The 13,103-nt window shown below is 72.1% G+C and carries 9 protein-coding genes; 6 read left to right on the forward strand and 3 right to left on the reverse strand.

The annotated features are described in order from the left end of the window. Positions 1 to 159: 159 nt before the first annotated feature. From MTQ01_RS06770 to MTQ01_RS06780, 3 genes are all read left to right on the forward strand, one after another. Positions 160 to 2,205 (forward strand): thioredoxin domain-containing protein, encoded by a 2,046-nt coding sequence (locus tag MTQ01_RS06770; RefSeq protein WP_247487430.1) that lies wholly within the window; start codon positions 160 to 162, stop codon positions 2,203 to 2,205. Positions 2,206 to 2,322: 117 nt separating this feature from the next. After that, positions 2,323 to 3,534 (forward strand): pyridoxal phosphate-dependent aminotransferase, encoded by a 1,212-nt coding sequence (locus tag MTQ01_RS06775; protein ID WP_247487432.1) that lies wholly within the window; start codon positions 2,323 to 2,325, stop codon positions 3,532 to 3,534. Between the two features lie 85 nt (positions 3,535 to 3,619). Continuing rightward, the gene (locus tag MTQ01_RS06780) at positions 3,620 to 4,027 is read left to right on the forward strand and encodes a hypothetical protein (protein WP_247487434.1); all 408 of its coding nucleotides are present in this window, start codon (positions 3,620 to 3,622) and stop codon (positions 4,025 to 4,027) included. A gap of 405 nt (positions 4,028 to 4,432) precedes the next feature. Here the strand turns inward: MTQ01_RS06780 and MTQ01_RS06785 are convergent, their stop codons facing one another. After that, the gene (locus MTQ01_RS06785) at positions 4,433 to 6,304 is read right to left on the reverse strand and encodes a phosphoenolpyruvate carboxykinase (GTP) (protein WP_247487436.1); all 1,872 of its coding nucleotides are present in this window, start codon (positions 6,302 to 6,304) and stop codon (positions 4,433 to 4,435) included. Positions 6,305 to 6,707: 403 nt separating this feature from the next. Here MTQ01_RS06785 and MTQ01_RS06790 point away from each other — a divergent pair, with 403 nt between their 5' ends. Then, complete coding sequence (locus MTQ01_RS06790) at positions 6,708 to 7,514, forward strand: hemolysin III family protein (protein WP_374207642.1); 807 nt, start codon at positions 6,708 to 6,710, stop codon at positions 7,512 to 7,514. Positions 7,515 to 7,590: 76 nt separating this feature from the next. Here the strand turns inward: MTQ01_RS06790 and MTQ01_RS06795 are convergent, their stop codons facing one another. Beyond that, a complete protein-coding gene (locus MTQ01_RS06795; protein ID WP_247487439.1) occupies positions 7,591 to 9,159 on the reverse strand; it encodes a D-aminoacylase in 1,569 nt (522 codons plus the stop codon). Between the two features lie 131 nt (positions 9,160 to 9,290). Continuing rightward, positions 9,291 to 10,682, reverse strand: a complete 1,392-nt coding sequence (locus tag MTQ01_RS06800) for an alanine racemase (protein WP_247487441.1) — start codon at positions 10,680 to 10,682, stop codon at positions 9,291 to 9,293. 253 nt (positions 10,683 to 10,935) lie between these two features. Here MTQ01_RS06800 and MTQ01_RS06805 point away from each other — a divergent pair, with 253 nt between their 5' ends. Both MTQ01_RS06805 and MTQ01_RS06810 read left to right on the forward strand, forming a co-directional pair. Next, on the forward strand, positions 10,936 to 11,343 hold the full coding sequence (locus MTQ01_RS06805; RefSeq protein WP_247487443.1) for a RidA family protein: 408 nt from the start codon (positions 10,936 to 10,938) through the stop codon (positions 11,341 to 11,343). Between the two features lie 191 nt (positions 11,344 to 11,534). Beyond that, positions 11,535 to 13,067: an FG-GAP and VCBS repeat-containing protein gene (locus MTQ01_RS06810; protein WP_247487445.1), complete on the forward strand. Its 1,533-nt coding sequence runs from the start codon at positions 11,535 to 11,537 to the stop codon at positions 13,065 to 13,067. Positions 13,068 to 13,103: the final 36 nt, after the last annotated feature.

Raw genomic sequence — 13,103 nt, forward strand, 5'->3', positions numbered from 1 at the left:
GCTGCTGCGCCAAGCCTACTGTTCCGAGGGTGCCCGGCTGCCCGGGTCGCATGGGAGGAACCACCCGCCACGCAAGAACGCATGAGGGCATTTCGGCCGGTTGAAGGGGCTCGTCAGGGTCTCCTCGGTGGGTTCGAGCGCTGTGAGAGGGTGGGCGGCATGAACCGCTTGGCCGACGCGACCTCGCCTTATCTGCTTCAGCACGCGGACAATCCGGTGGACTGGTGGCCCTGGTCGCCGGAGGCGTTCGCGGAGGCGCGACGGCGGGATGTGCCGGTGCTGTTGAGCGTGGGTTACAGCTCCTGCCACTGGTGTCATGTGATGGCGCGCGAGTCCTTCGAGGACGAGGAGACGGCCGCGTTGATGAACGAGTGTTTCGTCAACATCAAGGTCGACCGCGAGGAGCGGCCGGACGTCGACGCCGTCTACATGGAGGCGGTGCAGGCGGCGACCGGGCAGGGGGGCTGGCCGATGACGGTGTTCGCCACCCCGACCGGCGAGCCGTTCTACTTCGGCACCTACTTCCCGCCCACCGCCCGGCACGGGGTGCCGTCCTTCCAGGAGGTGCTGGAGGGTGTGCAGGCCGCGTGGGAGGAGCGTCGCGGCGAGGTGGACGACACGGCGGGGCAGATCGCGCGCGAGTTGGCCGGGCGGCGCATCAAGTACGGCGAGGGCACGCCGGAGTTGCCGGGTGCGGCGGACATGAGTGCCGCGCTGCTGGGGCTGACCAAGGAGTTCGACGCGATGTACGGCGGTTTCGGCGGTGCGCCGAAGTTCCCGCCGTCGATGGCGCTGGAGTTCCTGCTGCGGCACTACGCCCGGACCGGCTCGCAGGGTGCGCTGCAGATGGTGCAGTCGACGTGCGACGTGATGGCCCGGGGCGGTATCTACGACCAGCTCGGCGGCGGTTTCTCCCGCTACTCGGTGGACGCCCAGTGGAGGGTTCCTCACTTCGAGAAGATGATCTTCGACAACGCCCTGCTCTGCCGCCTGTACGCGCATCTGTGGCGTACGACCAGGGCGGAGTCGGCGCGGCGGATCGCGCTGGAGACGGCCGACTTCCTGGTGCGTGAACTGCGTACGAACGAGGGCGGGTTCGCCTCCGCGCTGGACGCGGACAGCGCGGTGCCTGGCGCCGACGACGGCCACCACAAGGAGGGCGCGTTCTACGTCTGGACGCCCAGGCAGTTGCGCGAGGTGCTCGGCGAGGAGGACGGCGCAGCCGCCGCCGCGTACTTCGGCGTGACCGAGGAGGGCACCTTCGAGGAGGGCGCCTCGGTGCTGCAGCGCCCCCAACCGCCGGTGGGCGCACCGGCGTTGGAGGGGGAGCGGCTGGCCTCGGTGCGCGAGCGGCTGTACGCGGCGCGGGAGGAGCGTCCGCGTCCGGGCCGGGACGACAAGGTCGTTGCCGCGTGGAACGGACTGGTGGTGGCCGCGCTGGCCGAGGTCGGCGCGTACTTCGAGCGGCCGGATCTGATCGAGGCGGCGACGGGCGCGGCCGATCTGCTGGTCGGCGTCCATCTGGACGCGCGCGGCCGGCTGGCGCGCACCTCCAGGGACGGCCTGGCGGGCGAGAGCGTCGGCGTGCTGGAGGACTACGGCAGCACCGCCGAGGGGCTGCTCACCCTGTACGCGGTCACCGGCGAGACGGCCTGGCTCGATCTGTCCGGCGTGCTGTTGGAGACGGTGCTCCAGCGGTTCGTGGCACCGGACGGCACGTTCTACGACACCGCCGACGACGCCGAGACGCTGATCCGCCGCCCGCAGGACCCCACCGATGGTGCTGCGCCCTCGGGTTGGAGCGCCGCGGTCGGCGCGCTGCTGGCGTACGCCTCGTACACCGGGAGCAGCAGGCACCGCGAGGCGGCGGAGCGGGGCCTGGGCATGGTCAAGGCGCTCGGTCCGCGGGCGCCGCGGTTCGTCGGCTGGGGGTTGTCGGTCGCCGAGGCGGCGCTGGACGGCCCGCGCGAGATCGCGATCGTCGGGCCCGAGGGCGACCCGGGCCGGGCGGCGCTGCACCGCGTCGCGCTGCTGTCCACCGCTCCGGGTGCCGCGGTCGCGGTGGGGGAGGTGGGCACCGAGGGGGTGCCGCTGCTGGCGGATCGTCCGCTGGTCGGTGGGCGTGCGGGCGCGTACGTGTGCCGGCACTTCGTCTGTGACGCTCCCACGGCCGAGCCGGCGGTGCTGGCCGGAATGCTCAAGTAGCGGCCGGCCGGAATGCTCAAGTAGCGCCGCGAGCTGGGGCGGAGGCGAGCGCGGGTCTCGCCGGGGTGGCGAAAAACACCGGGCGCCCGGCCCGGCCCGGCCGTATCGTGACGGACTATGCAGGTACTCCAGTCAACCAAGCTCGCCAACGTCTGCTACGAGATCCGGGGCCCGGTCCTTGAGGAGGCGATGCGGCTTGAGGCGGCAGGTCACCGCATCCTCAGGCTGAACACCGGCAACCCGGCCGCGTTCGGCTTCGAGTGTCCGCCGGAGATCCTCGAGGACGTGCTGCGCTCGGTGCACCACGCGCACGGGTACGGCGACGCCAAGGGTCTGCTCGCGGCTCGCCGGGCGGTGGTCCAGCACTACCAGACGCAGGGCATCCAGCTCTCGGTCGAGGACATCTACCTCGGCAACGGTGTGTCCGAGCTGATCCAGATGGCGATGCAGGCGCTGCTGGACGACGGCGACGAGGTGCTGGTGCCCGCGCCGGACTATCCGCTGTGGACCGCCTCGGTCTCGCTCTCCGGCGGTACGGCCGTGCACTACCGCTGCGACGAGCAGTCGGACTGGATGCCGGACCTGGCCGACATCGAGCGCAAGATCACCGACCGCACCAAGGCGCTGGTGATCATCAACCCCAACAACCCGACCGGCGCGGTCTATTCGCGCGAGATGATCGAATCGCTGACCGAGATCGCCCGTCGGCACAATCTGGTGGTCTGCTCGGACGAGATCTACGACAAGATCCTCTACGACGACGCCGTCCACCACCCGACGGCCGCCGTCGCCCCCGACCTGCTCACGCTCACCTTCAACGGCCTCTCCAAGAGCTACCGGGTGGCCGGTTACCGCAGCGGCTGGCTGGCGATCTGCGGTCCCAAATCGCATGCGGAGAGCTACATCGAGGGCATGACGATCCTCGCCAACATGCGGCTGTGCGCCAATATGCCGGTGCAGCACGCGGTGGCCACCGCGCTCGGCGGCTACCAGTCGATCAATGATCTGGTACTGCCCGGGGGCCGGCTCAAGGAGCAGCGGGACGCGGCGTACGAGACGCTGACGCAGATCCCCGGCGTGACGTGCGTGAAGCCCAAGGGCGCGCTGTACGCCTTCCCCCGGCTCGATCCGAAGGTCTTCAAGATCAAGGACGACCGGCAGATGGTGATCGACCTGCTGCGTGCCGAGAAGATCATGATCGTGCACGGCACCGGGTTCAACTGGCCGGAACCGGACCACTTCCGGATCGTCACCCTGCCCGCGCCGGACGATCTGCGCGACGCGGTGGAGCGGATCGGGAACTTCCTCGACGGCTACAGCCAGCACTGAGCACGTCACTCTGCTCGTACTGACTACAACTTTAGACAGAGTCCAAGTTAGGCTGGTTTCCTGCACCCGCGCCAGGAGGCCATCCATGTACGAACAGATCCGCGACAAGTCGGTGCACACCATGACCGAGCCTGCCGCCGAGGACTTCCCGCACCGCTCCCGCGAGGAGGAGCTGGACATCCGGCTGGCCGGCTGCCTGACCGCGCTGCTGACCGTCACCGACGAGCTGCGCGCGCTGACGCCGAGCCCCGAGTTCAACGCCGCCGCCAACCGGCTCGCGGTCCAGGTGGCGCGGCTCGGCGACGGACAGCCGCCGCTGCGCGCCGAGCCCTCCGTGCGCGACAGCTCGCCCGAGCACGTCGAGTCGCTGCACCGCCGCGCCCACACGCTGGCGGGCAACGCGCTGGTGGTCGCGACCGCGCGCGGGGACGTGCCCGGCGAGGCGCTGGCCGCCGCCCGTCTGCGCTACCACGCGGCGGCGCTCGGCCTGTAGCCGTCGCGCGCCCGAAGCCCGGGGCCCGTACGGGATGTCTCGCGGCCGTCGCAGGTCCCGCAGGGCGGCTGTGGCCGGCGCTCGGGCCGGCCGCTCGGGCCGTGACTCGGCTGCGGCGGGCGTACGGCCGTGGCTCGCCCGCGTCGCGCGCCGCCCGTACGCGTCTGCCGCGCGCACCCGGCGCCCCGGCGCCCCGGCGCCCCGGCGCACACTGGCGCGCATCTCGGCCGCACCTCGCGCACGCTCGTGCGCACCTCGTGCGGACGGTACGGCGAAGGGCCCGGGTGGTGGCCCGGGCCCTTGCTCTGCCTCGTCGCGCGTGCCTCGTCGCGCGCACTTCGGTCCGGGCTCAGGCCCGGGTCCGCGCGCCGTCGATCACCGCGCCGTCGATCACCGCGTCGCGGGTCAGCCGCGCTGCAGTCGCTCGACCAGGGCGCGGTGCTCCTCCCACAGCTCCTCCGGCGTGTGGTCGCCGAAGGTCTTGAGGTGGTCGGGGACCAGGGCGGCCTCCTCGAGCCACTCGTCCTTGTCTACCGTCAGCAGGAACTCCAGGTCGGCGTCGGAGAGTTCGAGGCCGTCGGTGTCCAGGGCCTCCTTGGTCGGCAGCACGCCGATCGGGGTCTCGACGCCCTCCGCCTCGCCGTTGAGCCGGCCGACGATCCACTTGAGCACACGGCTGTTCTCGCCGAAGCCGGGCCAGACGAACTTGCCGGCGTCGTTCTTGCGGAACCAGTTCACGTAGTAGATCTTCGGCAGCTTGTCGCCGTCGCCGCGCTCGACCGCGTCCTGGCCGATCTTGACCCAGTGGGCCATGTAGTCGCCCATGTTGTAGCCGCAGAACGGCAGCATCGCGAACGGGTCGCGGCGCAGCTCGCCGACCTTGCCCTCGGCGGCGGCGGTCTTCTCGGAGGCCACGTTGGCGCCGAGGAAGACGCCGTGCTGCCAGCTGCGGGACTCCGTCACCAGCGGTACGGCGGTGGCGCGCCGGCCGCCGAAGAGGATCGCCGAGATCGGCACGCCCTTCGGGTCCTCCCACTCGGACGCGATGGTCGGGCACTGGGCGGCCGGCACCGCGAACCGTGCGTTGGGGTGGGCGGCCGGGGTCCCCGACTCGGGGGTCCAGTCGTTGCCCTTCCAGTCCGTCAGATGGGCCGGGGCGTCCTCGGTCATGCCCTCCCACCAGACGTCGCCGTCGTCGGTGAGCGCCACGTTGGTGAAGACCGTGTTGCCCCAGAGGGTCTTCATCGCGTTGGCGTTGGTGTGCTCGCCGGTGCCGGGTGCGACGCCGAAGAAGCCGGCCTCGGGGTTGATCGCGTACAGCCGGCCGTCGTCACCGAAGCGCATCCAGGCGATGTCGTCGCCGATGGTCTCGACCGTCCAGCCCGGAACGGTCGGCTCCAGCATCGCCAGGTTCGTCTTGCCGCAGGCCGAGGGGAACGCCGCGGCGACGTACTTCGGCTCGGCCGAACCGGAGGCGGAGGCGGGCGGGGTGAGCTTGAGGATCAGCATGTGCTCGGCGAGCCAGCCCTCGTCGCGGGCCATCACCGAGGCGATGCGCAGCGCGTAGCACTTCTTGCCGAGCAGGGCGTTGCCGCCGTAGCCCGAGCCGAAGGACCAGATCTCGCGCTCCTCGGGGAAGTGCGAGATGTACTTGGTCTCGTTGCACGGCCACGGCACGTCCTGCTCGCCCTCGGCCAGCGGGGCGCCGACGGTGTGCACGGCCTTGACGAAGAAGCCGTCCTCGCCGAGCTCGTCCAGCACCGGGCGGCCCATCCGCGTCATGGTGCGCATGGAGACCGCGACGTATGCGGAGTCGGTGATCTCCACGCCGAGCGCGGAGAGCGGCGAACCGAGCGGGCCCATGCAGAACGGCACCACGTACATCGTGCGCCCGCGCATCGACCCGCGGAAGACGCCGCCCTGCTCGCCGTCGCCGGTGAAGATCTCCCGCATCTCGGCGGGGGCCTTCCAGTGGTTGGTGGGGCCCGCGTCCTCCTCCTTCTCGGAGCAGATGAAGGTACGGGTCTCCACGCGCGCGACGTCCGAGGGGTCGGAGGCCGCGTAGTAGGAGTTGGGGCGCTTTTCGGGGTCGAGTTTGGTGAAGGTGCCGGCCTCGACGAGCTCCTCGCACAGGCGCTCGTACTCAGCCTCCGAGCCGTCGCACCAGACGACTCGGTCCGGCTGGGTGAGGGCGGCGATCTCGTCCACCCACGCGACCAGTTCACGGTGCTGGGTGGGGACCTCGGTGGTGGTGGGAGCCGCAGAGCTGCGCGCCACAATCGCTCCAGAGTGTTTGAGGGTTTTGTTGCTTTGTGTGTACGGATGCGTCCCACGTCGCGGTGGGAGTGAATCCGCGTACCGACCCCTTGGGGGCTGCGACCCGGATGCTGCGGCGATGCTCATCCGGTGTCGACCACGCTCATCTGATCATGGCGTTCGCGCTCGTATGTGTCCAGGGGGTCGACAGGTGAGCAGCACCACTTCCTCGGTCACTTCTGCCGCACCGGGAGTTGTGGCGCGGGCCCTGCTCCGAAACCTACGGAGGCGTAGGTAGCCTGGCCCCATGACTGCTGCCGCGCACGAACCCGCCGGAGCGTCCTCGGAGGTGACGGGTGCCGCCGACGGTCGTCTCGACGCCGCTTCCGGCACGACTCAGCCTGCCGAGGGCACCACCGCTGAAATGTCCGAATCCTCGACGGGGTCCGAGCCCGGGTCCGCCGGGTCCGCCTCTGCGTCTGCCTCCGCGTCCGCGTCCGGGTCCGCGTCGGCCGGGTCCGGGTCGGCCGGGTCCGGGGGAGCCGCCGGCGCGCTCGCCGCTCCCGCGGAGCGCGCCGCGCAGTTCGTCCACCAGGAGATCAAGCCGCGGCTGCGCGGCTGGCTGCACGCCGGGATGTTCCCCGCCGTGCTGGTCTCCGGTGTCTTCCTCACGGCCTTCGCCGACTCCCCGCGCGGCCGGGCTGCCTGCGCGATCTACACCCTCACCGCCTGCCTGCTCTTCGGCATCAGCGCCCTCTACCACCGGGGGAACTGGGGGCCGCGAGCGGAGGCGGTGCTGCGGCGGCTGGACCACGCCAACATCTTCCTGATCATCGCCGGCACCTACACCCCGCTGACGATCCTGCTGCTCGAAGGCGCCAAGGGGCAGGCGCTGCTGTGGGGGATCTGGGGGGCGGCGGCGGCCGGCATCGCCTTCCGGGTCTTCTGGGTGGGCGCACCGCGCTGGCTCTACACGCCCTGCTACATCGCGATGGGCTGGGCCGCGGTCTTCTTCCTGCCCGACTTCCTGCGCACCGGCGGGCTCGCCGTGCTGATCCTGGTCATCGTCGGCGGCGTGCTCTACAGCGTCGGCGGAGTGATCTACGGCCTGAAGCGGCCCAACCCCTCACCGCGCTGGTTCGGCTTCCACGAGGTCTTCCACTCCCTGACCCTGGCGGCCTTCTTCACGCACTACATCGGCATCTCGCTCGTCGCCTACCAGCACGCCTGAGCCGCCGGGCACGGCTGAGCGGGCCTCCCCGGGGTCTGCCGGTCCCGCGAGTCGCCCGTGGTGCGGCGGGGCCCGGCTACGGGAGCGGTGTGCGCCGCACCGAACGCCCGGCCAGCGCGTCGGTGCGTCGGCCCCCGTCGATCGCGAGGGCGCCGTTGACCAGCACGTACGGGATGCCGGTGGGCAGCGTGCGCGGCTGCTCGTACGTCGAACCGGCCGCCACCGTGAGCGGGTCGAAGAGCACCAGATCGGCCGCGTACCCCTCGCGCACCAGCCCGCGGTCGGGCAGCCGGAGGCGGGCGGCGGGGCGCGAGGTGAGCCGGGCGACGCACTCCTCCAGCGTCAGCACCCCCAACTCCCGCACGTAGTGGCCCAGATAACGGGGGAAGGTGCCCCAGGCGCGCGGATGCGGTTTGGCGCCGCGCAGGATGCCGTCGCTGCCTCCGGTGTGGGTGCGGTGGCGCATCACCGCGCGGACGTTCTCCTCGTCGCCGACGTGCTGGAGGATCGTGCTGCCGAGACGGTCGGCGAGCAGCAGCTGCACGGCCTCCTCGAAGCCGGCGAGACGACGGCCGGTCCAGCCGTCGAGCGCGGGGTCGGCGACGCCGGAGATCTCCACCGTCGACCAGTCGACCGGCACACCGTGACAGCCGTCCGAGCCGGTGACCTCCATGGTGTGCCGGATGCGGTCGAGCACCAGCGGGTCGCGCAGCCGCGCCAGGGTCGCCTCCGGCCCGCCCTCGGCCGCCCAGCTGGGCAGCAGCGCGGCGAGCGTGGTGCAGCCGGCGAGGTAGGGGTAGCTGTCCAGGCTCAGGTCGACGCCCTCTGCCAGCGCCTGGTCCAGCAGCGCCAGCAGCTCGGCCGAACGGCCCCTGTTGACGGGGAAGTTGAGCGTGGCGTGGGCCAGGTGCAGCGCACAGCCCGAAGCGCGGGCGAGTGCGATCATCTCCCGGTACGCGGTCAGCGCGCCCGCCCCGTACGAGCGGTGGTGGGGGCAGAAGTAACCGCCGTAGGAGGCCACCACCCGGCAGAGGTCGGTCAGTTCGTCGTCGCGGGCGTACATGCCCGGGGTGTACGTCAGCCCGGCGGACAGGCCCACCGCGCCCTGCTCCAGCCCCTCGGCCACCAGGCGGCGCATCCGGACGCGTTCGTCCTCCGTCGCCGGACGGTCCTCCCAGCCGGCCGCGAGCATCCGGATGTTGCCGTGCGGCAGGAGGTAGGCGGCGTTCAGCGCGACACCGCGGTCCAGCCGGTCCAGATAGCCGCCGGCGTCGCGCCAGTCGAGGTCGAGGCCGCTGCCGTCGCCGTTCCAGCCGGTGATGGCCTGGCGGATCTGCGGCAGGGTGGTGTCGTCGACCGGGGCGTAGGACAGGCCGTCCTGTCCGACGACCTCCAGGGTGACGCCCTGCGCGAGCTTGGCGGTGTGCTCGGGGTCGCCGAGCAGGGCGAGGTCGCTGTGCGCGTGCATGTCGACGAAGCCGGGCGCCAGGACCAGCCCGTCGGCGTCCAGCACCCTGCGGCCGGTCAGCCGCGTGCCGCGCCCGCTCGGCGCGACGGCGGCGATGCGGCCGTCGCGCAGCCCGACGTCGGTGCCCGGACGGGCGGGGGCGCCGCTGCCGTCGACCAGGGTTGCACCGCGGATCACGAGGTCGAGACCTGCGTCCGAACCGGGCGTGCCCGCGCTCCCCGACAGGACACGGCGGACCTGCCGGCCGGTCGGGTCGGCGGGGCTTGTCGGGTCGTTGCGGTCGGGCCGGGGGGTCGGCCCCGCCGGGCTCAGAAGAAGGTCCTGACGCAGTCGGTGACGGTGCCGTCGGCCGCCACGAGCGGAATCAGCTGCCACCGGTCGAAGATCGTGCAGGGGTGGGACATCCCGAGGCCGACCCAGTCGCCGACCTCCAAATCCCTGCCGGCGCCCGTCAGCTCGACCCAGGCGTGCTGGTCGGAGAGCTTGACGATCTCCACCCCGTCCGCGGGCCGCACCTCGCCGCCCGCGCCGGACCGGACGAACTCCGCCCGGGGCAGCCGCAGGTCGTGGGCCGCGTCCCGCTTGCCCGCGTTCAGAAACGCCTGGCCGGGCTCGGGGCGGGAGACCACCTGCGCCCACAGGACGAAGGCCGATCGCAGCCCGCCCTCGTCGGGCACCCGGTTGAACGGCGTCAACTCCCGGTAGTGGCCCACATCGTGCGAGACGTACGCGCCCGAGCGCAGCAGCCGCAGCACGGGGGCGGAGAGCTCCGGCAGCTCGTGCGCGTCGCCGAAGACCTCCGCCACCGCGTCGAACCAGGCGCTGCCGCCCGCGCTCACCACGATCTCCCGGAGCCCGGCGAAGCGGCCCTCGGCGTCGAACCGGCGGGCCAGCGCGGTGAGTCGGCGCAGCCACTCGCGCACCGTCTCGGGCGTCGCGGTCGGCACCTCGCCCTCGTACCCCGCGACGCCGACCAGGCGCAGCGTACGGGTGGCGGCCACCGCGTCGGCCACCGCCGCGCACTCCTGCGGGGTGCGCGCGCCGGTGCGGGCGCCGGCCCCGGCGCCCAGCTCCACCACCACCTCGACCGGCCGACTGCCGCCGGCCTCGCGCAGTGCCTCGTCCATCAGCCGCACGCCCCGCACCGAGTCGACGAAGCACACCAGCCGGAACTGCGGGTCGGCCGCCAGCTCGCCGGAGAGCCAGTGCAGCGCCGCGCGGTCGACCAGCTCGTTGGCGAGGAAGACGGTGGAGACCCCGAAGGCCCTGGCCACCCGCACCTGGTGGGGGTTGGCCAGGGTGATGCCCCAGGCGCCGCGCGCCAGCTGCTGGGCGAAGAGCTGCGGTGCCATCGAGGTCTTGCCGTGCGGGGCGAACGCCAGCCCGTGCCGCTCGGTGTACCCCTCCAGCGCTGCGAGGTTGTGCTCCAACGCCTCGGCGGAGAGCGCCAGTACGGGGGTGGTGAAGCCGCCGGAGAACAGCTCGCGGCGCTGCTCGGCGAACTCCCGGACGGTCAGGCCGTCCGCGTCCGGCGGCAGGCCCTTGAACCGGTGGTCGAGCCGCTCCTCGGCGAGTGCGAGCACCTGCGGCGGCGCGGCCGGACCCGAGCCGGGCGGGGTCGGCGCGGCCGGGGCGCTGCTGCCTGGCGCGGGGGCGGGGTGGGTGCCGGGGGCACCGGACGGGTCGCTGTGCTGGGCCATTTGGTCACGCTACTTCGTCGCACCGACACCGCGCACGGGTCCGGCGCGGAGTGAACTCCGCCTAGGATCAAGGGAAAGGTCCAGATCAATCAAGCGGTCGCTGTCCGGACATGTCCGTCGCGGGTCGACGGGTGACGGTCGGTGCCGGGCTGTGCCGCACGGTTTCCGGTCGGTACGGCCGGCGCCGGCCGCCGCCGTACCGCGCACGCCGCGCCGACTCCGTACCGCGCCCGCCTTCGGAGGTCACGCCCGCATGTCGCACCCCAAGACCGCCTACACGCCCGCCACCCACACCACCCCGCCCGCGCGTTTCTCGCACGGTGTGCGCAAGGGGAACATCGTGCAGGTCGCCGGCCAGGTCGGCTTCCTGCCCGCTGCCGAGGGCGTCGCCCCGACCCCGGCCGGGCCCGGTCTGCGCGAGCAGACCCTCCAGACCTTCGCCAACGTCGAGGCGGTGCTCACCGAGGCCGGCGCGAGCTGGGAGGACGTGGTGATGACCCGGGTCTACCTGACCGACACCGCGCACTTCGCCGAGTTCAACGAGATCTTCAACGAGTACCTCGCCGACCGGGTCGAGGTCCCCGGCGCCCGTACGACGGTGTACGTCGGCCTGCCCGCCGGGCTGCTGATCGAGATCGACGCGCAGGCGGTCCTGGACTAGGGCCCGAAGGCGGAGGCCCGTCGCCGGCCGGGAGGCCCCGGCCGACTTCCGCCGCCGCGGCCGGTGTTGCACGGTGCCCCGACATCGGGCGGGGCACCGTGCAACCCGCGGAACGATTCACTCGTCTCACACGGCGACATTCACCCCGCGTTCATCGGAAGGCGGGGCGCAGTCGACCTGGGGGAGGACCCATGGAACAACCTTTCGCGAAACCCGGTGCCCGCCGGAACCGCCGTACCGCCGCGCTGGTCGCCGCGGGCGCGGCCACCGCGCTCGCCGCCGCAGTCGTCGTACCGGCCGTCGCCTCGGCCGGACAGGACGGTTCGGCGAAGGGCGGGCAGGACGCGAAGGGCGCGAAGAAGTCCGCCGCCGTCGAGGAGGACTTCAACGGCGACGGCTACCAGGACATGGCAGTCACCGCGCCCGGCGGCTCCTCCGGTGCGGGCTCCGCCGGCTACGTCACGGTCTTCTACGGGACGCCCGACGGGCTGGACCGCGATAACGCTGTCACCATCAGCCAGGCCACCGACGGGGTGCCCGGCGAACCGACCGACGGCAACCGCTTCGGCTGGCGGATCGCCGGTGCGGACCTGGACCGCGACGGCTACACCGACCTGGCCGTGCGGGTGCCGGGCGACAAGCAGGTCGTCGTGCTCTGGGGCGGGGCGGACGGCGTCACCGGCAAGGGCTCGGCGGTCATCGAGGGCGACAACCCCGGGAACACCTTCGACGCCGGCGAGCTGCTCACCGCGGGCGACTTCAACGGTGACGGCAACCCCGACCTGCTCATGGGCCGGGGCCACGAGCACGGCACCTACGGGCTGCTCCAGGGCCCGTTCACCCGTGACGGCCAGTGGGCCGAGGAGCAGCAGATCCCGCTCACCACCAGCTACAACGACGTCCTGAGCGTCACCGCGGGCGACATCGACGGCGACGGTGCGGACGACCTCGTCGTGCACCAGGGGTTCGAGGAGATGGCGCGCGAGAACCTCTTCTTCACCGGCGGCGAGGACGGCCTGACCCGCACCGACACCAAGGTGCCGATGGGTGCCACCGGTGCGATCGGCGACTTCGACGGCGACGGCTACGGCGATCTGGCCTACCGCGAGATGCCCGGGGGCGTCGTCGAGAACCTGCCGTACGACGAGGGCACCGTGAAGGTCATCCACGGCACCGCGGACGGGCTGGGCGACCGGGTGAAGACCTACACCCAGGACACCGCCGGAGTGCCGGGCGCGAGCGAGGAGAACGACCAGTTCGGCGGGGCCCTCTCGGCCGGCGATGTGACCGGTGACGGCATCGACGACCTCGCCGTCGCCGTACCGTTCGAGGCCATCGGCGACAGGTACGCGGCCGGCTCGGTCGTGCTGCTCAAGGGCTCCGAGGGCGAGGGGCTGACGGGTGCGGGCGCGCAGGCGTTCCACCAGGACACCCCGGGCATCTCCGGAGTCGCCGAGGCGAACGACCGATTCGGCGCCGCGGTGCGGCTGTTGGACGTCAACGGCGACGGGAAGGCGGACCTGACCGTCGGTTCGCCGGGCGAGGCGATCGGGGACGCGGCCGACGCCGGTGCGATCTGGTACCTCCCCGGCACGGCCGACGGCCTGACGGCCACCGGGAGTTTCGACGTGAACCCCGGAACCGTCGGTGCCGAACTGCCGGGCGCTCAATTCGGCAGAGACCTCACCAATTCGAGTTACGGACCCCTCATGGCCCGTAACTGAGGTCTTCTCAGGGCGTTCTCCCGTATCGATAATGCT

It is taken from the genome of Streptomyces sp. XM4193 (assembly GCF_023072595.1).
Classification (GTDB): Bacteria; Actinomycetota; Actinomycetes; order Streptomycetales; family Streptomycetaceae; genus Streptomyces.